Here is a 21,334-nt window from a genome sequence, read left to right on the forward strand (position 1 = left end):
AAAAATGTTCCTTGCCCTCGCATTGTGCGATCTTGCCATGTCCGATGCTGCTTCCCCGACGTTCCGTACACGCCTTATCGGCGTGCTGGCGCTTGGGCAGGTCGTCAGCTGGGGTTCCGGTTTCGACATGCTGGCCATTCTCGGTCCACGAATGGGCAGCGAACTCGCCATCGCCAACGAAGTCGTTTTTGCGGGCCTGACCGTGATGATGACCATCAGTGCGCTTTGCGGGCCGCTGCTCGGGCGGATGCTTGTGCGCCACGGCGCAGCGCCGGTGCTGGTCAGCGGCACCCTGCTTTTTGCCTGCGGCTTTGCGCTGCTTGCTTTTGCAGGCGGCGTGACAAGCTATCTGCTGGGCTGGGCGGTGATGGGCTTTGCCGGCGCCTGCGGGCTGACAACGGCGGCACACACCGCCGTGGTGGAGCGCGTCGGGGCGGAAAGTGGTCGATCCCTGACGCTGCTGATGGTCTTTACCGGCCTTTCGGCGGCCGTGTTCCTGCCCGTTACAGCCTTTGCGGAGCAGCATCTCGGCTGGCGCGGCACCCTCATCCTCTACGGCTGTCTGCAGCTGTTCCTGCTTCTGCCGCTTTACCTCTTCGTTCTTCCGAAGAGAAAGGGCGGCAATCCAGGCCAGCGCCCGCATCCTGGCGAAATCCCGGCCTCGCCGGTGGATACGCGGCGCACCTTCCTGCTTCTGGCGGCAATGACCACGCTCAGCGCCTTCACCGCCTTTGGCTTCTCGCCGCTTCTGCCTTTGCTTCTCGTGCATTCAGGCGCATCGCAAGCGCTTGCAATCCAGCTGGCATCGGTGCGCAGCGTGCTGGCGATTACCGCACGCGGGCTAGATTTCCTGCTGGGAAAACGCGGCAATCCCTTCATCACCTGCCTGATCGGCCTCTGTCTTCTGCTGACATCCTTTCTGGTCCTGCTCGTCTTTTCTCCGGCCATACCAGCCTTTGCCGGCTTCATCGCCCTGTTCGGCTTTGGCGCGGGCGTGCTGACGGTCAGCCGCGCCGTTCTGCCGCTTGCAGTGTTTTCTCCGCAGCAATACGGCCTTCAGGCCGCACGGATTTCGCTTCCGCAAAATCTCGCCATCGCCTTTGCACCTGTCATTTTCAGCATGGCGCTCGATCGCGGCGGTGTGGCGGCGATGCTTGGCATCGCTTCCATCCTGATCACCCTTTCGCTGCTGCTGCTGATCCTGCTGTGGAAAACCGTGGCCGGCCAGAAAGCGTAGGGCCCTTCATTCCGTTACCGCCCTGAACCGCATTTCAAGGACGAAGTTCCGTGACTTCGCCTCACGGCGGGAGCGGCTGGACAGCATGTGCATGTTGACGAGCGAAAAGCCGACGAGCGGCAGCGCGGCGTCATCAAGCAGCGCTTTTACCCTTGCGGCGATCTCACCCGTGGATCTGCGGCGATTGGCATCACCCCAGATTTGCAGCGTCAGAAAATGCTCCTCCGCGCTTTCCGTCGCCGTCGAATAATCGCGGGTCTCGACCTCGTCGAAGACAATACATGGCAAAAGGCCACGCGTCAGAAGCCGGTCGACGATGCCGCCGGGGTTGAGGTCTGCCAATTCGGCATCGCCAGCGAGCTTTGCGACGATCGCCTGAAGAAGCGGGTTCGCGGCGCTCATCGGTTTTCCTCTTCGCAACGGCAGACGATGAAGCGGCGGGTTTCGTCGGGATCCATCGCCGTTCGGATGTTGAGGATGCGCGACCCCTTGCGAAAGCGCATCCCGGTGCCGATGTCGATGTCGTTGCGCCAGGCGAGCCAGACACGATGGGTAATCGTCGCCCCCTCGGCCGAAGCCCGCTCGTGCGAGGCTTCGGAAACCGGCTCGATGGCGCCCCACAACGCGCGCACGGCCTTCCAGCTTTCGGCGGCGCCGCCCTGTCCATCAGGCGTTTCCGACCGCACTTCCAGTTCCAGTCGCGCCGTCAGCCTGCCAGGATCAAGAAAGACGAGGTTCATGGCCTAAAGCCCCAGACGGCAGAAAGGAGACACCAGCCGCTCATAACCAGCCGGAACGGCGGCCGGCTGGTTTTCCGGCGCGACGGCGCCGCGAAAGGCGAACATCTGCGCCACATGCATCAGCATGGCGCGTTTCAGCGTATCGGGCACATCCGTCGCGGCCTCGCCATGACCGGCGGTGAAATCGATCTCGATGCCATTCAGCTCCCGTTCCGGGGCCGGCGGTTCGCGCAGCCACAGCCGTGCCGGCCGCGCCGCGCCGTCGAGCAGCTTTTCGGTGGCGGTGATGTCTGCCACGCGCCCCTGCCCGTCGAAAACCAGAATCGTTTCGATGGCTTGCACCGGCGTCTTGCCAATCAGAATCACGCCCGTTTCGGGCCACCGATCAAGATAAAGCCGCCAGGTCTGGCGCAGGAGGCACAGCCCGGTGGTGCGTTCCAGATGCTCGCGGGCCGCGCGTATCAACGCGGCAAGCAAGGTGTCCTCGTCACCGCTGTCGAGACGCAGATGCGCCTTGACGTCGGCAAGGGTCAACGGCTCCGCCTGCGGCGGATGGATGAGGGCATAGGTCATGGGGTCTCCGGAGATTAGGGCGAGCGGCTGCGTCTTTCGCCTTCTTCCCGCCGGGAGAAGGTCGCGGCAGCGGGTTGAGGGGGCAAGGGTCGGGGTAACCCGAGAGCTTGCCCCCTCATCTGCCCTGTCGGGCATCGGCGGGGAGAAGAAACGCGCGGCACCGTCGAGGTTCAATTCACCCCGAACTTCACCAGCTTGATCGCCTCGAAATTCTGCACGCCGCCGCCCACGCGTTTGGTGGTGTAGAAAAGCACATAGGGTTTGGCCGAATAGGGATCGCGCAGGATGCGGACGCCGGTTCGGTCAACAACGAGGTAACCGGCGCGGAAATCCCCGAAGGCGATGGCGAAGCTGTTGGCCGCCACATTGGGCATGTCCTCGGCTTCCGTCACCGGAAAGCCCATCAGCGAGGCGGGCTGACCGACGGCAGCCGGCGGATGCCAAAGATAGGCGCCGGTCGTGTCCTTGAAGCGTCGAAGCGCACCCTGCGTCTTGCGGTTCATCAGGAAGGTGCCGTTCTGGCGATGGCCGGCTTTCAACGCATAGATGGCGTCGAGCAGCACGTCCATGGGACCGGCGGAGGAAAAGCCCGCCGATACGCCGGTCGCGACATAACCGATATTGCCCCAGCTCCAGTCGTTATTGGCAACGGTCGTATAGGCGAGGAACCCCCTGGGCTTGTTGATGCCGTCGCCGCCAACGAAAGCCGCCGCCTCCTGTTCGGCGAATGCGATGTCCACCTCGGATGCGATCCACGCCTCGATATCGACCGCCGCGTCGTCCAGCAGGCTCTGGGTGGCGGCAGGCATGGCATAAAGCTCCATGGTCGGGAAAGAAAGCTCCGACAGTTTCGGCGTCGCCGTTTCCGGGCGCGCCGCCGTTTCCGAAACCCAGCCGGTGGCGAGCCCGCCGGCGGCGAAGGGTTTTTTCAGCACGGCAGCGGAAACCTGTCGCACCGTGGCGAGCGCCCGGACAGGCGAAATCGCCGTCATGCGCCGGCCGATCTCGCCATCCGTCTCGGTCGGAAGAAGAAAGCCGCCGTCCGCCCCGGCCGAGCCGGCAAAGGCCTTTGCCTCGAGATCGCGCAGCGCGGCTTCCTCGCCCCGGCGGATATAGGCCTCGAAAGCGGTCTTGTGCTCTTCGGCATCCTGCGACAGCGTGTCCTTCCGGCCGAGCGCGGGCCGCGCCTTCTTCAAAGCCAGATCGTCCATGAGCCTGCGGTTGTCGTCGAGCGCCCTGTCGATGCGGTCGAGCTTGTCGCGGGTCACGACATCAGCCCCCATCTTGCGTTCGATATCGGCAAGCCGCTGATCGTTGGTCTCACGGAAGGCTTCGAAGGCCTCCATGAACTCGTCGAAGGCGGCCGTCATCGTATCGGGGACGGCCTTCAACTGCGGCGCAACCGTCATCGGGGCCGGTGTCGTTGTCTGCTCTGTCATGTGGTTTTCCTTGTTGCGGTTTGTCCGGAAATCAGCGTTTGAAGGCGGTATCGAAAAGCGAACGGGCGGCACGGCGCATGCTGCGCACCAGTTCGGTGTCGCGGTCGCGGAAGAAGCGGGCATGCTTGACATCGGAGACGCGAGCCGAGGGAAGCATCGGAAAAGTCACGACGGAGATCTCCCAGAGATCGGCCTCCAGAATGCGCCGGACGCCGGCGCGGGCCGCCTTGCCGGAACGCCCTTCCCTACTCGAACGAACCGTGCGGAAACCGATGGACAGCCCGTCCAGAGCGCCGGTCTTCATCAGCGAATGGACTTCCCTCGACCGGGCGACGCCGGGCGTGAGGATACCCTCGACATAAAGGCCACGCTCATCCTCGCGGATGGTGCGCCAGACGCCGATAGGCTGGGCCGGATCGTGCTGGTAGAGCATGCGGATACCGGACGCACCGCGCTCCTCGATGGAGCGGCGGAAGGCGCCGCGCTCGATCACATCGCGGCCGAGATCGATCTCGCCAAAGACGCTGGCGTAACCGGAAAAAGTGCCGTCGCCGGCAATGCCGCGCAGTTCCAGATTGGCGAATTTACGCGTGGCGGGACGCGGCCCGCGATAGGCGTGCATGGGTAACTCCTGCGATGTGAGGGGAATATCAGGCGCGCGGGCGGGCGCTGTAACGGTCGGCGATGCGCACCAGCACGCCCAACCCCCACCAGGCCCCCATGCTGGCGGCGGCGGAACCCGCCACCATGATTTCGCGACCGGAGAGCGCACCGGCAATATCAAGCTGCTGCACGATCCACAGGCCGATAGGCCCGCCGAAGATCATGCCGCAGGAGACGCCGGTGATAAAACGGCTCGCGGCCTCGCGTTTGCTTTTCGGCAGGAGATAAACGAGCGATACACCCGCGCCCGCCACGGCGCCGGTGATGCGGGCGGCCCAGATGCCGGCCTCATTGGCGAATTCAGACATGGGTAATCATTCCGTTCTAGGATGTTGTCATCGGGCGGACGCGCCGCGTCGCACGCAGCCGCTTCCTGCGCGCCTGCACCGGGTGATTTTACGAATCTTCGGAATCGCTTGGACGGATGAGCTCACAAAGAGAATCCGCTTCTTCAGACAATGCTTGAACCGTCAAAGCGAAAGAAACGCCGTCCTTTCAATAACCGACGGCCTCGCGTTTTTCCTCGTCGCTCAGGAACGAGGCTGCGCCGATGCGTGTCCAGAGCGCGTCCCGCTCGCCCGCGAGCCCGGCAATCCGATCGAGATCGGCTTCCAGTCGCAGGCCCACGCCGAAGATCGGCGCAAGCCAGCCGCAAAGCCTCGCCGCCGTGCGGTTGACGAGCGGCAGCACGGTGAGGCGATAGAAGGCGCGGTTCGCTTCCTGGTAATTCGCATAGGTATTGTCACCGGGAATGCCGATCAGCATTGGCGGTACTCCGAGTGAGAGCGCGATATCGCGGGCCGCGCCGTTGCGGGCTTCCAGAAAGTCCATGTCGCGCGGCGATAGTCCCATCGCCTTCCAGTCCAGCCCGCCCTCCAGAAGCAGCGGCCGGCCGGCATTCATGGCGCCCTGATAGCCCTCCTCCAGCTCGCGCTTCAGCCGTTCATATTGTTCGGCGGAAAGATTGCCGCCTTCACGCGGCTGATAGACCAGCGCGCCGGAAGGCCGGGCGGAATTATCGAGCAGGCGCTTGTTCCACTGGCTGGCCGCGTTGTGGAGATCAAGCGCCGCGCCGGCGGAGGCGAGCGGCGCGAACCCCACCCGGTCATCCAGCGGATGGAACAGTTTGAGATGCAGCAGCCCCAGCCCGTCCCGCTCGGCGGCGATGCGCCGCGTGGCCCGGCCTTCGGCGCGGTAATCATAAGCCGCCGGCCAGCCATCCGGCCCTTCGACAATGCTGAGCCGGTCAGGCCGGAGAAGATGCAGTTCACGCAGCCGCCCGCCGATCACAAGCGGCTCGACATAGGCGTTTCCGGCCAGCATGAGGTGGCCATAAAGCGCCTCGAAGAAATCCGGCCCGCCCATGTGCGCGCCCGGCCTCGCCAGAAGCGCCAGCAGCGGATGATCGCCTATCTCGTCATCGCCGTCGTAAAGCAGCCAGTTCACCGACGCGGCCGCTTCCGCCACCATGCGGGCAGCCCGGTGGGCTACGGGATTCTTCATGAAACCCTCACGGGCAAGCGCGGCATAGGACCGGCCGGACCAGAAGGCCTGCCCGCCCTGCATGGCCACGGCCATGAAGCCGCCAGCCATTTTCCGGTTTTCGGGCATGGCGTTGCCATCCGCCGGGCGCTTGCGCGGCAGGGAAAAGGGAAATCGCATGACGGTGTCCTTGTTTGTGATGTTCCTCATCCCTGGCTTGTCACAGGGAACCAGCCAGCCCAGCTCTTTGGGCCGAAGAGAGTCTTGTCGTCGCGCAGACACGCGTCGGCTGGTTTCCTGCGACAGGCACAGAAATAAGGGATACCGGGACTCAAAGCCCAAACGGAAAAAGATTTTTTCGCCGGCTCTCGGCAGACGACGGGCAGATGCCCGTCACTTGCTAAGCTGAACCGAACCGTTACCGGATCGGTGCTTTTACTGCCGTATCGCTGTCGAAATCGGCGGCGACGCGGGTTTCCCGCAGCGGCTTCACCGTGCGGGTGGAAAGATCATAGGCGGGATCGGCTTTGTAGGCCGCCAGCGCCGCCTCGTTTTCGAACTCGCCATAAACGATGAAATCGACGGAATTGCCCCATTGGTCCTTCTTCACATTCTCGCCGATTTCCAGCGTCAGCGCATGCGGAATCGCGGTAAGGCCGGAAAGGCCCTTGCGGACGGCGTCGCGGTTTTCCTCGGGAACGGTGAAAAAGACGATATGGCGGATCACGGTGTCACCTGTCATGCGAAATTCGAAGGCGGCCTTCTCGGCGCTGCGTAACGGGTTATCACCTGGGCCGCGCCGGTTCAATCCGCGCCGCAAGAAGCGCCCGATGAAATGCGCGCCCATAATTGCCCACCAGGCTGGCCCGGTCGCTGCCATTGATGATGGCGCGCGCCGCATCCCAGTCTTCGCGCTCTGCATCGAAGAAATCCGCAAGACGTCTGCCGGTGAAGCTGCCGGCCACCATGCCCCGGATCAGGATAGCCGTCGCCACGTCCGCTTCCATGGCGCGCTCGGGGCGGCCGGTTAGATCCACCCCCGTCAGCACTGACATGGTCTCATAATTGCGGCGATGGGTCAGCTGAACGAAGCCACGTCCCAGCCAGCTTTTCCCTTCCGCATCACGCCGCCAGTAGGGTCTGCGGACCATCGGCAGACCGCCGGCGGCAAAGGCGCGGTCGAGCCGTGTGATCGCTTCGGCATCGGTTGTCGCCAAAGTCTCGCGCACCGGCTGCATGGTTGCCGCCGTCTCGTGGAAAGCAGTCGCCAGCATATAAGCCAGCCACCGGGGATCGCCGCCGGGCAGCGCCGTCGCAAAGCCCGACAGGATCGTCTTCATCCCGGCAAGCTGCGCCGTCTGCAGCCGCCCGCCGAACAGAGATTTCCGCACCGACGCGACGAATCGCGCCTCGTCAAAGACCATAGTCTGCTCCTGATATGACACTTGATATGACTTGGGGTTCATGACCCCTGACGTCCGTCAGGACTAAATCGATTTGAAAAAACCTTAATCGATTTTAATCCTCGGACCGGGGTTTTGGAGTAAAAAATTCCTTGAATTCCGGAACCTTAGCGCGCTAACTCCATTTACCGCGCAATCCTGCAGCGTTAACCATTCAAGGAGGAATGCCACCATGACAGCGACAATCCCCCAGACCGTTTATGACCGTCTCGAAAACGAGTGGCGCCAGATGCGTGAAACCGGCTCCCAGCCGAAGCCGGCGCAATCTCCGAAGAAATAATATTTGCCCGACGTCCGAAATCGGGCGGGTCCTTCACTTTTTCTTCTCCCCGCTGGGGAGAAGATGGCCCCAAGGGTCAGATGACGGGGCAAGGTCCTGACATCCATGCTCTCGCGGCACATCTTGACCGTTGCCTCTTCATCCCGCGCTGCGGTCCTTCTGCCCAACGGGAGAAGAAACAGACGGCACGCTTGGGGCGTTATTGGCTCTAGGTCCCTGGAGCCACTAAATCACCGTCTCACATCCCCCGCACCTTCGGTTCGCTGGTCACCATCGTCGTCAGCGCAGTGATCGCCCAGACGAGTGCGTCCAGCCTGTCCGGCGAGCGCCCGGTCGACAGGCCTTCCGGTCCGAAATCCGTCATCTGGTCCTCAAGCTTTTCAAATCGCGCGGCGTGGCGCACCCTTCCCTGCTCATAGAGCGCGGCGACCGGTTCGGCGCGGGCGAACTTTCCGCGGCTTGCCCGCACCAGCGTCAGCGGCAGGTTGGCGTCTACGCTCTGCAGCATGGCGCGCACCATCTCGCCGCCCTGATTGACCTCTGCCACGACGCGGTCAGCCTCGTGGCGGCGGAAGGCGGCGACGACGGCGCGAGCCCAGCCGGCCGGCGTCTCCCCTTCCACCGAACAATCCGCAAGCACCGTGAGACGCCCGGCCATGCCCAGTCCCGCCACGACGATGCCGCAGCAGGAATTTTCACCACTGCCGGCCGGCGGATCGACCGACACCACGATCCGCGAAAGCGGCGCAGCCGCGACCTCAACGATCGCTTCCAGATCGGCGCGTTTCCATAACGCGCCCTCGCGCTCATCGATCAGTTCGCCGCCAATTTCCTGACGGCCGAGCCGCGTGCCGCCGTAGCGGTCCTGCATGGCTTTCAGAAAACCGGGAGAAAGGTTCCGCGCGTTCATGGCCGTCGGCATCCGGGCCACCCGGCTCGAAGGATCGGCCAGAAGCGCCTTCAGCAATGGAATGGGCCGTGGCGTGGTCGTCACCAGCTGTCGTGGCAATTCACCCAGACGCAGGCCGAACTGCAGCATGTCCCAGGTTTCCTGTGGATATTTCCATTTGCCCAGCTCATCCGCCCAAGCCATGTGGAACTGCGGCCCGCGCAGGCTTTCCGGGTCTTCCGATGAGAACACCTGCGCCATCGCCCCGTTGGGCCAAAGCAGCCGCCGACGCGACACCTCGAAGGCGGGACGATGGCGGCGGGCAATACGGCAGATGCCGGAAATGCCGTCGATCATCACCTCCCGGGCGTCACCCAGCGTTTCGGCAACCAGCGCGATGCGCAAATCCGATTGCCTGCCGGCGGAAGCGACGGCGTGAACCCACTCCGCCCCGGCGCGGGTCTTGCCGGATCCGCGTCCACCGATCAGAAGCCATGTCCGCCAGTCGCCCTCCGGCGGTTGCTGCGGCAGGTTGCCGATGAAACGCCAGTCGCGCAGAAGATTGAAAACCTGCGCCGGCAGATGGGGTCCGGTCGACATATCCGTCATGTGTCGGTTTCTGCGAAGGGGCTGCAAGCGGGATCGGTTGCCGTCTTTGCGCGGCATTTCTGTTCAGCCAGTTCATCGATGCGATTGAGGAAATGCGCCACCGCCGCTTCGTAGTCCCCGACATCGGTTTCGTCTTCGCTGAAAAGAGCTTCCCTTTCTTCCGCCAGCACCCGTTGCAAAGCGTCGATCCGCTCCAGCGTGCGGACGATCAGCGACAGCTGGTCCGTCGCAGCCTTCACATCGGCGCGCGCGAGCTTGCCCGAAGCATCCTCCGCCGTCGCCAGAAACGCCGCTTCGCTCACTTGGCGGAGATTGCGGTACAGGCAGAACTGCTCGCGCATCTCCTCCGTCAGCTCATTCAGCAATTGCCGCAGGCTGCCGTTGCGCGCCGCATCTTCGGCGGCCAGCCTGTCGGCCCGCGACTTCGTCTCGGGCGCGGCTTCCGGCATGTCGTCAGCCGCATAGGCGGGCGTTTCCGGCCAGACGCTGTAGAGCGCCGGATCGCAATTGCTGGACGTTGTCATGGGATTGGCCTGCGAGAGAAAGAACAAATAAAGAGGAGCCCGCGAACAAGGCAAGTTTGCTTGCACCTCACTTACCCTCATTCCTGTGACAAGCACAGGAACGCGGTGGTGAAGAAAGCGCTACGGGCAGTCCCAAGGACAACCATTGCCGTTCAGCCGCAAATCTCCGACTATAGCCAAACACTATCAAACCATCGTCACGGTGTAAAGGATTATTTTCCTATTTCTGTGATTTTTATCCTGATCACGGGATTTGCACCCTCGTCCGTCACATATTACACTTAGCATCAGGCGGTGAGTAGAAGGGACAAGTCAAGTTGGTAAAACAATGGGTTGAGCGGTTGTTTGCGGGTCTTTCAGCAACCGGCATCGTCTTTGGCACGGTTCTCTTCTGCGCTTCTCTCACACCATCGCTCCTGCCGCGAACATGGCTGATGCAAGGTGTGCTGTGCGGGTTTTCTTTCGCGATCGGTTACATGATCGGCGTCGCCCTTCATGCGATCTGGGCTTATCTGGAGCTGCCTGAACCCTCGCGTCATAATGTCCGCGGCGTTCGGTTTCTCATTGCGCTTGCCGCCGCGATTACGGCGATTGCGTTTCTGTGGCAGGCGAAAGACTGGCAGAACTCCATTCGCGTGCTGATGGAGCTCGATCCGCTCCCCAGCGCGCACCCCACCAAGACAGGCGCCATCGCCATACTGGTGGCTGCCATTCTCATCGGCGCCGGCCGGCTGTTCCAGCTGATCCGCCGTTTCTTTGCGACGCGCAGCCGGCATTTCCTGCCGCGCCGGCTGGCCAATGTGCTCGGCATCGCCGCGGCCATCATTCTGTCCTGGATGCTGCTCAACGGGCTGATATTCGACATCGGCCTCAGATTTGCCGATTCCTCGCTGAAACAGGTGGATGCGCTGATCGAACCCGATGTGCCGCGCCCATCCGATTCGCTCAAGACCGGCAGCAGCGCCTCGCTGATGACATGGGAATCGCTCGGCCGTCGCGGCCGCGAATTTGTCGCTGAAGGCCCTCGTGGCGCAGACATCTCCGCCTTCACCCACCGCCCGGCCAAGGAGCCGCTCCGGGTCTATGCAGGCCTGAACTCCGCCTCGACCCCGGATGAAAGGGCATCCCTGGCGCTTGAGGAACTGAAACGTGTCGGCGGCTTCGAACGCAAGGTGCTCCTGGTGGTCATCCCCACCGGCACCGGCTGGATCGATCCGGAAGCGCTCGATACCGTCGAGTATCTGCATGACGGCGATATCGCCAGCGTTGCCGTGCAATATTCCTATCTCTCAAGCTGGATAGCCTTGCTGACGGAGCCGGATTACGGCGTCGAGACGGCGCGTGCGTTGTTTGAAGCCGTTTATGGCTACTGGACCACCTTGCCGAAGGAAAAGCGGCCGAGGCTTTATCTGCACGGCTTGAGCCTCGGTTCGCTCAACTCGCAGAAGTCCTCCGATCTTTACGATGTGCTCTCCGACCCCTTCCAGGGCGCGCTGTGGAGCGGCCCTCCTTTTTCCAGCCCGACATGGCGCATGGCCACCAATGGCCGGGTGAAGGGCACGCCGGAATGGCTGCCGCGTTTCCGCGATTCCTCTGTCATCCGCTTCGCCAACCAATATACCACCGCGCATATGCCTGATGCGACCTGGGGGCCGATGCGGATCGTTTATCTGCAATATGCCAGCGACCCCATCACCTTCTTCGAGGCCGCCTCGCTTTACCGGCGGCCGCAATGGATGGTGCATCACGGGCCAGACGTTTCCACATCCTTTCGCTGGTTCCCGGTCGTCACCCTGCTGCAGCTCGGCCTCGATGTTGCCGCCGCCACCACGGCGCCGATCGGATATGGCCATGTCTATGCGCCGGAACATTACATCGATGCCTGGACGGAGGTGACGGCGCCGCAGGGCTGGAATGCCGAGGATATCCAGCGGCTGAAGATGTTCTTCAAGGCCCGCCGCGGCTCCACCGATCCGGCTTAAGCGCGGCGGGCTCTCGTTGAGTCTCAGCCTTTAAGCCGGTCCAGATTGTCGGCGATATAGGTCTCCAGCGAACGCGGCGCATGGCCGGTCAGCGTTTCCACGTCGCCGGTCACCACCGCGGTCCAGCCCTCACGAACGGGATAGAAGATCGAGGCGAGGAAGGACGCGTAGTCCTGCGGCACACCTGCACCCGTGAGGATGCCGATAAAGACCTCGTCCGAAACGGCGGCATAAGACACTGGCTTGCCGATAGCCTGCGAAATCAGTGCTGCCGCTTCGCCGTAGCCAACTGCCATTGGTCCGGTCAGATTGAAGGCCTTGCCGTCAAAGGCCGTGGATGTCAGAGCGGCGGCGGCGCTATCGGCGATATCGCGCACATCGATGAAGCTTGACTTGCCCTCGCCCGCCGGAACGGCGATCTGGCCGTGGTCGATGCCGGCTTTCCAGTAGCTGTGGAAATTATCGGCAAACCAGTTGGGACGCAGGATGACGTAAGGCGTGCCTGACGCGATGATCTTCAGCTCGATCTGGCGATAGGGAATGGAATCGTCGGCATCGACGCCGAGAACGCTGAGGAACACGATCTTCACCTTCCGGCGTGCGGCCTCCTCGACAACGGGCGTCAGCGCGTCGATGGCATCCAGACGCCCGCCGGAAAGAAGCAGGAACAGGCGGTCAACACCGTCGAAGGCATCCGCATAAGTCGATACGTCGGTATAATCAAAACGCACCCCTTCCGCGCCGTCCGACGCCCTGCCACTGCGCGACGCCGCCTTCACTCTTTCGCCCTTGGCCACCAGTGCCCTGACCAGCGGCGTGCCGATGGTGCCGGTTGAACCGATTACGAGTATCTTGCCTGCCATCTCAAATCTCCTTAGTATCTAATGGAAACCATGTTTCGAAAACACAGATACTGCGTTAGAGAAATCATGAAAAGAGAGCACTTTTCGGTTAGCTGGTTTCCTCGCGGAAACCGGTATGGCCTTGAAACAACAGGGTGAAATCGATGGCAAATATCTATGACGTTTATGAGGACCGCTGCCCCACCCGCATGGTGCTGGACAGGATCGCCGACAAATGGGCGCTGCTGATCCTCGACAAGCTGCGGCGTGATGCCGTTCGCTTCAACCTGTTACGGCGCGAGATCAAGGGCATATCGCAGAAGGTGCTGTCGCAGACGCTGAAGAAGCTGGAGCGTGACGGGCTGATTTCGCGGCAGGCCTTTCCAACGGTTCCTGTCACAGTCGAATATTCACTGACGCCGCTGGGGCGCACGCTGACGGACACCGTGGCGGCGCTTGCCCATTGGGCGGAGGGCAATATGGACGCGGTGATGGCGGCACAGAAGGCTTATGATGAGCGGACGGTGGTTTAGACGGCTTCGCTTTCGCGTAGCGAGAGAAACATAGGAGTGGCAAGCTCCTTTGTTGTTTCGTTTTGCAGACCATCGCTTCCGTCATACCGGACTTGATCCGGTATCCAGCCAGCCCAAGTCCATGGGCTGAAAAGACTCTGTTCGCCGCGCAGACGCGCATCGACTGGATGCCGGATCAAGTCCGGCATTACGGAAGTGGGTTTCGCTTATCTTCCACTCTTTCAAACGCTTCTTACCGCGAAATCCGCGTCGACAGAATGATCGATGACAGCGTGCGCTCTACTCCGTCGAGCGCGCCGATACGGTCGATCAGCCGGTCGAGATCGAGAATCGAAGGGGCGGCCAGAATGGCGATGAGGTCAAATGTGCCGCTCACCGAATGCAGCGTCGTCACTTCCTTGATGGCGGCAAGCGCCGCAGTCACCGCTGGCAGAGCCTTCGGCCCGATGGTGATGAGCACATGCGCGCGCACCAACCCGGAAAGATAACTTTCCGAAAGCCTGAGGCCATAACCCGCGATCACGCCGTCTGCCTCCAGGCGCTCGATGCGGGCCTGCACCGTGGTGCGCGAAAGGCCGAGCCTGCGTGCCAGTTCCGCCACCGGCATGCGGGCATTCTCGGAAAGCAGCGCCAGCAGCGCCCGGTCCTTGTCAGTGATCGTCATAGTGATCAATCCTGTCGTCTTATCGTTCAATAATAACGAGCGATCTGCACGTAGTGAAGCTCCGAATCGCAGTGAAACCGCAATATGATTGTGCCCTAAGAATTTTTCTGCGGGGAACAAAACATGAAAAACATCGTCGTCATAGGTGCGGGCAACATCGGCTCGGCCATCGCCTGGATGCTGGCCGCCACAGGCGATTATCGCATCACGGTTGCCGATCGCTCGGCCGACCAGCTGGCCAATGTGCCTGCTCACGAACGCGTCGACACCGAGATCGTCGACATCACGGACCGGCCTGCGCTGGAAGCACTGCTAAAAGGCAAATTCGCCGTGCTGTCCGCCGCCCCCTTCCACCTGACGGCGGGCATTGCCGAAGCGGCGGTCGCGGTCGGCACCCATTATCTCGATCTCACCGAAGACGTGGAATCCACCCGCAAGGTCAAGGCATTGGCGGAAACGGCGGAGACGGCGCTCATCCCGCAATGCGGCCTCGCGCCCGGCTTCATTTCCATCGTCGCCGCCGATCTTGCCGGCAAGTTCGACAAGCTGGACAGCGTGCGTATGCGCGTCGGCGCCCTGCCGCAATATCCGTCCAATGCGCTCAACTACAACCTCACCTGGAGCACGGACGGGCTGATCAACGAATATATCGAGCCCTGCGAAGCGATCGTCGAAGGCCGCCTCACCGCCGTTCCGGCGCTTGAGGAGCGTGAAGAATTCTCGCTCGACGGCGTCACCTATGAGGCTTTCAACACGTCAGGCGGTCTCGGCACGCTCTGCGCCACGCTGGAAGGCAAGGTGCGGACGATGAATTACCGCACCATCCGTTATCCCGGCCATGTCGCGATCATGAAGGCGCTGCTGAACGATCTCAACCTGCGCAATCGCCGCGATGTGCTGAAGGACCTGTTCGAGAACGCCCTTCCCGGCACCATGCAGGATGTGGTCATCGTCTTCGTCACCGTCTGCGGCACCCGCAACGGCCGCTTCCTGCAGGAAACCTACGCCAACAAGGTCTATGCCGGCCCCGTTTCCGGCCGGATGATGAGCGCCATCCAGATCACAACCGCCTCAGGCATCTGCACGGTTCTCGATCTGCTTGCCGAAGGCACGCTGCCGCAGAAGGGCTTCGTGCGGCAGGAGGAAGTGGACCTGCCCAAGTTCCTCGATAACCGGTTCGGCCGGTATTATGGCGCGCATGAGCCACTGGCTCGGGTGGGGTGAGTTACCGGCCTCAGTTTATTCCGTCATACCGGCCTTGAGCCGGTATCCAGCCAGCCCAAGTCCTTGGGCTGGAAATACTCTATTCGCCGCGCAGACGTGCGTCGGCTGGATGCCGGATCAAGTCGGCATGACGGTGAGGTCGTCACGTCCCGCAAAACGTCCTGAACACCCGCTCATGGCTCATCGGCGGCTGCATATAGACGAAATTGTCCGGCCGCTCCTCGAAGGGCGTCGCAATCGCCTTCAGCATGGCGTGAAAGGGCTCGAAATCATCCTCCTCCACTGCCGCCTCGATCAGTTCCTCGATGCGGTGGTTGCGTGGGATGATGGCGGGATTAACTGACAGCATCGCCGCCGATCTTTCGGAATCGGAAATCCCCTCCCGACCGGCTCTTTCCCGCCAACGGGCGAGAAATTCGTCCGCGCCCGCAATATCGATGAACATGCCGCGGAATGGCTCGGCGTCGCCATTGACGGCATGCGAAAGACGACGGAAGGTCAGCGTATAGTCCGCTTCCGATGCCTGCATCAGCGCCAGCAGCCCCTGCACCAGATCCATATCGCCGTCTTCCTCCGCCGTCAGGCCAAGTTTTGCGCGCATGCCGGTAAGCCAGCGTTTGGGAAAGGCGGCAGCGAAATCGGCGAGAACCCCATTGGCGAGTTCAGCGGCCTTTTCCACCAGCGGATCGAGCAGCGGCAGCAGGCATTCCGCCAGCCTTGCGATGTTCCACTGGGCGATGCCGGGCTGGTTGTTATAGGCGTAACGGCCCTGCGCATCGATGGAGGAAAAAACCTTGTTGGGGTGATATTCATCAAGGAAGGCGCAAGGGCCGAAATCGATGGTCTCCCCGGAGACCGCCATATTGTCGGTATTCATCACGCCATGGATGAAGCCCACCATCATCCAGCGGGCGATGAGGTCGCATTGCCGTTGCGCTATGCCTTGCAGCAGGGCGAGATAGGGATTATCTGCCTCTTTCGCCTCGGGATAATGACGGTCGATCACATAGTCCGCGAGGTTCCTGATTGCCTCGTCATCCTCGCGCGCGGCGAAAAACTGGAACGTGCCGACACGGATGTGGCTTGCCGCGACACGGGTGAAGACGCCGCCCGGCAGGCCGACTTCACGCTGCACCCTTTCGCCGGAGAGGACAGCCGCCAGCGCCCGGGTTGCGGGAACGCCCAGCGCAAACATCGCTTCCGATACGATATATTCGCGCAGCACAGGGCCAAGCGCGGCGCGCCCGTCACCCCTGCGCGAGAACGGCGTCGGGCCGGAGCCTTTCAGCTGGATATCACGCCGTTTGCCGTTCCTGTCGATCAACTCGCCCAGAAGAATCGCGCGGCCATCGCCCAGCTGCGGTACGAAACCGCCAAACTGGTGGCCGGCATAGGCCATGGCCAGCGGTTCGGCTCCCTGAGGCACGACATTGCCCGAAAAGATCGCCGCCAGTCTTTCATCGTCAAGGCCGGTGACGTCGAGACGAAGCTCGTCGGCAAGCCCACGGTTGAAGGCGATGAGGCGCGGTGCCTTTACCGGCGTCGGCAGCACCGCGGCGCTGAAACGCTCCGGCAGGCGGGCATAGGAATTGTCAAATTTCATCACGGATAAACTCCCTGCTTTGCCTTTATATGGGGCCGGAGGGCGACGGATGCGAGCGATAAATGCCAAAGCTCCGCTCCTTCGCCTCATTCAATTTTGCGCAATGAACTTTCCATCGCCATCATCGTTCCTATGCTTGACCCGCAGAATGCCGAAAGGAAAGGAAAAGCAATGACCGTCGTTGAAGCCGTAACCGCCGAACCGGAAAGCGCCATCCGTACCATTCACACCGATCTGCCCGTCAACGCCACCTTTCATGTCTGGCTGAAGGCAAAAAAAGCCGGCGAGCCGGGTGCGGTTTCCTTCTCCAATCAAAACGGAAAATTCGCTGAAGTTTCAAGCGTCAACACCGAAGAGTACGGGTTTCGGATCTATCAGGTTTTTGGCGGCGGCCATGTGGAGCTGAGTTACGACACGGTCACCACCGCCGTTTCGGTGATTTATTGGTTCACGGCATCGGATGTACTCGAAACCGGCATCACGGTTGTTCATACCAAGCCTGACAATGCCGCGCCGGAACTTCCCGGGAGCTACCACTTCCGCCCGCCCTTCGGCTGGATGAATGATCCGAACGGCTTTGGCCGCTTCGAGGGCCGTCCGCATCTGTTTTATCAGCATTATTCGCACGGGCTGCGGTGGAACACCATGCATTGGGGACATGCTGTCTCCTCCGATTATCTTCGCTGGCGGCATCTGCCGATCTTCCTTTTTCCGTCAGAAGACCTGACCACCCGGCCGGACAAGCGCGGCGGCGCCTATTCCGGCTCCACCATTCCGCTGGTGGAAGGCACCGGCATCCGCGTGTTCTTCACCGAGCAGGTGCAGGACCGCATTCCCGAACAGCAGATACAGCTCACCGCCACCTCTTCCGATCTCATCATGGCAGGGCAGGCAGACGTCATTCTGGGCCATCGTCCGGACGGACAGGGGCTGACGCCGGATTTCCGCGATCCTTACGTCTTTCGCGGTCCCGATGGCTTATGGAAAATGGTGCTCGGCAGCCAGAGCGAGGGCGGCGGTGTCATCCTGCTTTACGAAACGCTCGACCCCACGGCTGCTTCCGGCTGGACCTATGTGGGCAAGCTCTGGGTGGAAACGCGGTATAAAACCACAGCCATCGAATGCCCCTGCCTGCTGCCGCTCGATGGCCCCGCCAATGCCCGTTCCACGCGCTGGGTGCTGATCTACGGACTGATGCACTCGGAAGACCCCGAGACAGGCCGCAAGAACCTGACAATGGCCGATGTGGGCTGGTTCGACGGCAAGGTCTTCACCAAGGAATCCGGTCAGGAGCTCGATTTCGGCACCGATAATTATGCCTTTCAGGCCTTTCTGGACGGGGATAGCATCATCGGCATCGGCTGGCTGGCCAATTGGGCCGACGCCAATCCCGAGATCGATTTCCCCACCTCCATGACGTTACCGCGCCGGATCACTTATGTGAATGGCGAGCTTCTGACCCCACCCATCGGCGCGGCCGAAAGCCTGCGCAGCCACATTCTCGACCGCACCCGGCTTGCGGCCGGCGAGCGCGTCACCTTCATCAACGGCGCAGTGGAGATATTGATCGAGCTTGCGTCGCCGGGGGTGCCCTTCGAACTCGCGCTTGATCACCCGACGGTCACGCTCGGTCTCGTCAGCGACGAAACGGGCCTCTGGATCCGCCACGAGGATGGGCGGGAGGGCCACTCCCCACATTACATTGCCAAAGGCGCAAGGGCCTCGCGCGTCCGTATCTTTCTGGATTACGGCTCTATGGAGGTTTTTGCCAATCGCGGACGGTATGTCGGCACGAAACGCATCGAGGGCTTCGAGCCCGTGCGCGCCGCTCTTTTGAAGGCCGAGTCCGGGGCGGTGGTCCACGCCACGACCTGGGCGCTGCGTCCCTAAGGAACCTTTTGGCGGATTGGGTGGTTGATAGACCAGAAACGCCCGAAAAATTCCGCCGAAAGGAGAAACGGCATGACCAAAATCCGCGACACCAGCGATCCCATCCTGTTTCCGACGGAAGCCAACGAGAACAAGACCGAGAAGAAGCGCGCCGGAAAGGGTATCGTCATCGTCATCGGCGCGATCGCCGTCATGGCCTTTGTGGTCTATCTGACGGCGATCACCATCGCCACTACCCAGTCCTGACCAGGCCGCGGCGGGGGCGCTAGCGCACGCTGCGCAGCCCCCTTGCCGTGAAGATCGCCAGCAGCGACACCACGACACCAAGTCCGTAAAGATACATCATCGGCATCGTCACGTCTGCCCGATCGACTTGCGTCACGAGATCGGTTGCAGCGGCCACGGTGCCGCTTGCACCCGCACCGGCGGCGGCTCCCAGTGTCGCGACCGTGGGGAGCAGAGCGCCCGTCATCTTGCGTTCCTCCTCCGGTGCGGCTTCCATGGCCGCCTGGCTGATACCTGCCCATGACATGCCGAAAGCCGATCCTATCAGGATTTGCCCAAGCAGCATTTCGACCGAACTGCCGGACGAAAGCCCGAGCCCGAGCAAAATGCAGCCCGGCACCATCTGATACGGGCCGTAATGCAGGCAAACCTCGCGCAGGCGATCGGAGCGCAGGCTTCCGATCAGCATTGCCACCAGGCTCCAGGCGAGCGGCATCGTTACCACGATAAAACCGGCGAAGGTGGGTTCATGACGCCAGAGATTGATGGCGACATAGGCCAGATAGACGCTGCCGAGAGCGTGGGCGTAGGACATCAGGAACAGCACCCAGAAGCCGCTGCCGAGCACCGTCTTCAACCGAAACGAATCCTTCGGAAACAATCCAACGGAAGGCCGTGTACCGGCGCGGAGCGAGGCCCACAGGAGTGCTGCACCCGCCAGCAGGGACAGGGCGCGCAGGCTCGCATCCTCGAAGGCAGAGGGAGCGGAAAACGCCAATGCGCCGACGAGGCAGAGTGCCAGCGGCACCAGCGGCCTGCGCGTCGTCACCACCGGTCGCTCGGCGGAGACGGCAATGGCAGTATAGGCCACGAGCAACAGAATCAGGGGTGCCGACAACAGGAAGGTGGCGCGCCAGGAGATATGTTCGGTTGCGAAACCGCCTGTGAGCGGGCCGATGAACGAGGCGACCGCCCAGATCGCCGCCTCGATGGCAAAGACCTTCGGCAACAGGCCGGAGCGGAAACCGGCGGGAATGAGGCTGTAGCACACGGCAACGATTAACCCGTCCGCCAGACCCTGCAAGGCGCGACCGACGACGACCCACAAGAAGTCGTCGGCGATTGCCGAAAGGATGGAACCCAGAGAAAAGATCAGGCAGCACAGCAGCAGGACCGTGCGCGCGCCGAAACGTTCGCGAAACAGCACGGCGGTGACGCCGCCAGCGACGGAACCGACGAAATAAAGACTGTAGGCCCAGCTATAAAAGGCCGCTCCGCCGATTTCATTCACGGCCACCGGCAAAGCCGTGACGACCGCGAACTGGTTGAAAGCGTGCAGGCCGATACCGGAGGAGATGACGGTTAAAAGCGAGAGATTGGTTCCGCTCAACAATTCACCCCAGCCGTTTTTCTCCGTCATTTCCATACTCGTCAAAGCCGCATCCTTTCGATTTTCGCGATACGGCGGGCAAACTAGAACCTCAAGCGCCATTGAGGTCAAGACAGCTTTTTCGCGCCACTCGATCCGAAGGAATTCGCAGGCGACAGGAACCCTGCGCGTTTCCGCTCGTTTGCCGAATAACCGATAGAAAGGATACCGTCATGGACCGCAAAAAAATCCTGCCCTCGAACGAAGACGCCATGGATGAAGACCTGCTCGACCTCGACATCGACGCCCTCCCCGCCAAGGGAGAAATTCCTCAATTCATCGAGCAGGAAATCGAGGAAGAAGAGGCCGAGAGCGAGGACGACCCCTATCAAGAAAGCGACGAGGCCCTGCCCGACGATGCGGAGGAACGGGTGATCAACCGCAATCCCTCGCGCGAGGGCGGGGCGTTCGACGAGGTTTAACCGCTTGTCAGGCCGGATACGAGGCGTTTCAACATGTGGCGCTGATGATCCTGCCCACCGAAGAAGATGGCGAGAACACGCAACGTCTTCTCGCCGTCATCAACATCAAAATGAAAGATCGCCTGATTTTTTGTGACCCGACGAAGGCCGGGCAACAGTTCAGGCATGAATGTCCCGCGAAACGGTGCCTTGCCGAGGATTTGCATATCCGCCTCAATATCGCCGATGCGCAGGACCGCCCGCTCGAATGCCTCCGGCAGCGTGTCGCCAAGGCCGCGATAGGATTGAATGAGATGGTCGAGACGGACATTGGAGTTCTGCCTTCAAAGGAAAAATGATGCTACTCAGCAGCATATCTTTCCTTTTCATTCCAGGAACGACGTGCGTCAGCCCGCCCGTTCCGGCGAGTAACCGGCCTCGCGGATTGCTTCCTCCGCGGTTGCGGCGTCACCCGTTACCGTAAGCCTATGCGTGGAAAGATCGATATTGACGGCGGCGTCGGGAAGAACGTCCGAAAGTGCGCCGCGCAGGGTCTTTTCGCAATGGCCGCAGGTCATGTCCGGGATGAGGAAGGTGGTTGGGGTCATGATTTCTCCTATTGCTCGGCGCCGATATTTTCGC

At 61.7% G+C, this 21,334-nt stretch carries 24 protein-coding genes; 8 read left to right on the forward strand and 16 right to left on the reverse strand.

Translation table 11 applies throughout. The features are described from left to right. Window positions 1–37: 37 nt before the first annotated feature. A complete protein-coding gene (locus tag FHW77_RS15680) occupies window positions 38–1,237 on the forward strand; it encodes an MFS transporter (protein WP_034496263.1) in 1,200 nt (399 codons plus the stop codon). A gap of 6 nt (window positions 1,238–1,243) precedes the next feature. Here FHW77_RS15680 and FHW77_RS15685 read toward each other — a convergent pair whose 3' ends face one another. The 11 genes from FHW77_RS15685 to FHW77_RS15735 all read right to left on the reverse strand — a co-directional run bounded on the left by FHW77_RS15685 (window position 1,244) and on the right by FHW77_RS15735 (window position 9,899). Beyond that, entirely contained in the window at window positions 1,244–1,639 is a 396-nt protein-coding gene (locus FHW77_RS15685; protein WP_004440751.1) for a DUF3168 domain-containing protein, read from the reverse strand. Next, a complete protein-coding gene (locus FHW77_RS15690) occupies window positions 1,636–1,977 on the reverse strand; it encodes a phage head closure protein (RefSeq protein WP_004440748.1) in 342 nt (113 codons plus the stop codon). Before FHW77_RS15690 ends, FHW77_RS15685 begins: the two co-directional genes overlap by 4 nt. A gap of 3 nt (window positions 1,978–1,980) precedes the next feature. Further along, entirely contained in the window at window positions 1,981–2,550 is a 570-nt protein-coding gene (locus FHW77_RS15695; RefSeq protein WP_004440746.1) for a head-tail connector protein, read from the reverse strand. 170 nt (window positions 2,551–2,720) lie between these two features. Next, window positions 2,721–3,989: a phage major capsid protein gene (locus FHW77_RS15700; RefSeq protein WP_004440743.1), complete on the reverse strand. Its 1,269-nt coding sequence runs from the start codon at window positions 3,987–3,989 to the stop codon at window positions 2,721–2,723. Window positions 3,990–4,020: 31 nt separating this feature from the next. Beyond that, window positions 4,021–4,611: an HK97 family phage prohead protease gene (locus FHW77_RS15705; RefSeq protein ID WP_004440741.1), complete on the reverse strand. Its 591-nt coding sequence runs from the start codon at window positions 4,609–4,611 to the stop codon at window positions 4,021–4,023. Window positions 4,612–4,639: 28 nt separating this feature from the next. Beyond that, entirely contained in the window at window positions 4,640–4,960 is a 321-nt protein-coding gene (locus tag FHW77_RS15710; protein WP_003509186.1) for a DUF6107 family protein, read from the reverse strand. A 187-nt stretch (window positions 4,961–5,147) separates the two neighbouring features. Further along, the gene (locus tag FHW77_RS15715; RefSeq protein WP_004440739.1) at window positions 5,148–6,314 is read right to left on the reverse strand and encodes a phage portal protein; all 1,167 of its coding nucleotides are present in this window, start codon (window positions 6,312–6,314) and stop codon (window positions 5,148–5,150) included. 238 nt (window positions 6,315–6,552) lie between these two features. Next, on the reverse strand, window positions 6,553–6,861 hold the full coding sequence (locus FHW77_RS15720) for a Dabb family protein (protein ID WP_034496266.1): 309 nt from the start codon (window positions 6,859–6,861) through the stop codon (window positions 6,553–6,555). A 58-nt stretch (window positions 6,862–6,919) separates the two neighbouring features. Continuing rightward, a complete protein-coding gene (locus FHW77_RS15725; protein WP_004440734.1) occupies window positions 6,920–7,558 on the reverse strand; it encodes a hypothetical protein in 639 nt (212 codons plus the stop codon). 557 nt (window positions 7,559–8,115) lie between these two features. After that, the gene (locus FHW77_RS15730) at window positions 8,116–9,375 is read right to left on the reverse strand and encodes a DNA-packaging protein (RefSeq protein ID WP_004440729.1); all 1,260 of its coding nucleotides are present in this window, start codon (window positions 9,373–9,375) and stop codon (window positions 8,116–8,118) included. Beyond that, the gene (locus tag FHW77_RS15735; RefSeq protein ID WP_004440728.1) at window positions 9,372–9,899 is read right to left on the reverse strand and encodes a hypothetical protein; all 528 of its coding nucleotides are present in this window, start codon (window positions 9,897–9,899) and stop codon (window positions 9,372–9,374) included. Before FHW77_RS15735 ends, FHW77_RS15730 begins: the two co-directional genes overlap by 4 nt. 341 nt (window positions 9,900–10,240) lie before the next feature. On the opposite strand from FHW77_RS15735, the gene FHW77_RS15740 reads away from it, so the two are divergent. Next, on the forward strand, window positions 10,241–11,881 hold the full coding sequence (locus FHW77_RS15740; protein WP_044458756.1) for an alpha/beta hydrolase: 1,641 nt from the start codon (window positions 10,241–10,243) through the stop codon (window positions 11,879–11,881). Between the two features lie 23 nt (window positions 11,882–11,904). On the opposite strand, the gene FHW77_RS15745 is transcribed toward FHW77_RS15740, so the two are convergent. Then, the gene (locus FHW77_RS15745) at window positions 11,905–12,744 is read right to left on the reverse strand and encodes an SDR family oxidoreductase (RefSeq protein WP_044458755.1); all 840 of its coding nucleotides are present in this window, start codon (window positions 12,742–12,744) and stop codon (window positions 11,905–11,907) included. A 143-nt stretch (window positions 12,745–12,887) separates the two neighbouring features. Between FHW77_RS15745 and FHW77_RS15750 the strand changes: the two genes are divergently transcribed. After that, window positions 12,888–13,256, forward strand: coding sequence for a winged helix-turn-helix transcriptional regulator (locus tag FHW77_RS15750; RefSeq protein WP_004440721.1), 369 nt, complete (start codon window positions 12,888–12,890; stop codon window positions 13,254–13,256). Between the two features lie 232 nt (window positions 13,257–13,488). Here the strand turns inward: FHW77_RS15750 and FHW77_RS15755 are convergent, their stop codons facing one another. Then, window positions 13,489–13,920 carry an Lrp/AsnC family transcriptional regulator gene (locus FHW77_RS15755; protein WP_004440719.1) on the reverse strand — a complete coding sequence of 144 codons (432 nt, stop codon included), beginning with the start codon at window positions 13,918–13,920 and terminating at the stop codon, window positions 13,489–13,491. 123 nt (window positions 13,921–14,043) lie between these two features. Between FHW77_RS15755 and FHW77_RS15760 the strand changes: the two genes are divergently transcribed. Beyond that, window positions 14,044–15,144, forward strand: a complete 1,101-nt coding sequence (locus tag FHW77_RS15760) for a saccharopine dehydrogenase family protein (RefSeq protein ID WP_004440717.1) — start codon at window positions 14,044–14,046, stop codon at window positions 15,142–15,144. 142 nt (window positions 15,145–15,286) lie between these two features. Here the strand turns inward: FHW77_RS15760 and FHW77_RS15765 are convergent, their stop codons facing one another. Continuing rightward, the gene (locus FHW77_RS15765; protein ID WP_004440714.1) at window positions 15,287–16,747 is read right to left on the reverse strand and encodes a protein adenylyltransferase SelO; all 1,461 of its coding nucleotides are present in this window, start codon (window positions 16,745–16,747) and stop codon (window positions 15,287–15,289) included. A gap of 171 nt (window positions 16,748–16,918) precedes the next feature. On the opposite strand from FHW77_RS15765, the gene FHW77_RS15770 reads away from it, so the two are divergent. Together FHW77_RS15770 and FHW77_RS15775 are read left to right on the forward strand one after the other, a co-directional pair. Further along, entirely contained in the window at window positions 16,919–18,637 is a 1,719-nt protein-coding gene (locus tag FHW77_RS15770) for a glycoside hydrolase family 32 protein (protein ID WP_044458786.1), read from the forward strand. Between the two features lie 72 nt (window positions 18,638–18,709). Beyond that, window positions 18,710–18,883 (forward strand): hypothetical protein, encoded by a 174-nt coding sequence (locus FHW77_RS15775; protein WP_004440709.1) that lies wholly within the window; start codon window positions 18,710–18,712, stop codon window positions 18,881–18,883. Between the two features lie 19 nt (window positions 18,884–18,902). Here the strand turns inward: FHW77_RS15775 and FHW77_RS15780 are convergent, their stop codons facing one another. Then, window positions 18,903–20,288, reverse strand: coding sequence for an MFS transporter (locus tag FHW77_RS15780; protein WP_182590604.1), 1,386 nt, complete (start codon window positions 20,286–20,288; stop codon window positions 18,903–18,905). Between the two features lie 176 nt (window positions 20,289–20,464). Between FHW77_RS15780 and FHW77_RS15785 the strand changes: the two genes are divergently transcribed. Together FHW77_RS15785 and FHW77_RS15790 are read left to right on the forward strand one after the other, a co-directional pair. Continuing rightward, window positions 20,465–20,713 carry a hypothetical protein gene (locus tag FHW77_RS15785; protein WP_004440706.1) on the forward strand — a complete coding sequence of 83 codons (249 nt, stop codon included), beginning with the start codon at window positions 20,465–20,467 and terminating at the stop codon, window positions 20,711–20,713. A 35-nt stretch (window positions 20,714–20,748) separates the two neighbouring features. Continuing rightward, window positions 20,749–21,051 (forward strand): hypothetical protein, encoded by a 303-nt coding sequence (locus FHW77_RS15790; protein ID WP_156510756.1) that lies wholly within the window; start codon window positions 20,749–20,751, stop codon window positions 21,049–21,051. Between the two features lie 48 nt (window positions 21,052–21,099). Here the strand turns inward: FHW77_RS15790 and FHW77_RS15795 are convergent, their stop codons facing one another. Beyond that, the gene (locus FHW77_RS15795; RefSeq protein ID WP_006700082.1) at window positions 21,100–21,300 is read right to left on the reverse strand and encodes a heavy-metal-associated domain-containing protein; all 201 of its coding nucleotides are present in this window, start codon (window positions 21,298–21,300) and stop codon (window positions 21,100–21,102) included. Between the last annotated feature and the right edge of the window lie 34 nt (window positions 21,301–21,334).

Source organism: Agrobacterium sp. RC10-4-1 (genome assembly GCF_014138475.1).
GTDB lineage: Bacteria > Pseudomonadota > Alphaproteobacteria > Rhizobiales > Rhizobiaceae > Agrobacterium > Agrobacterium pusense.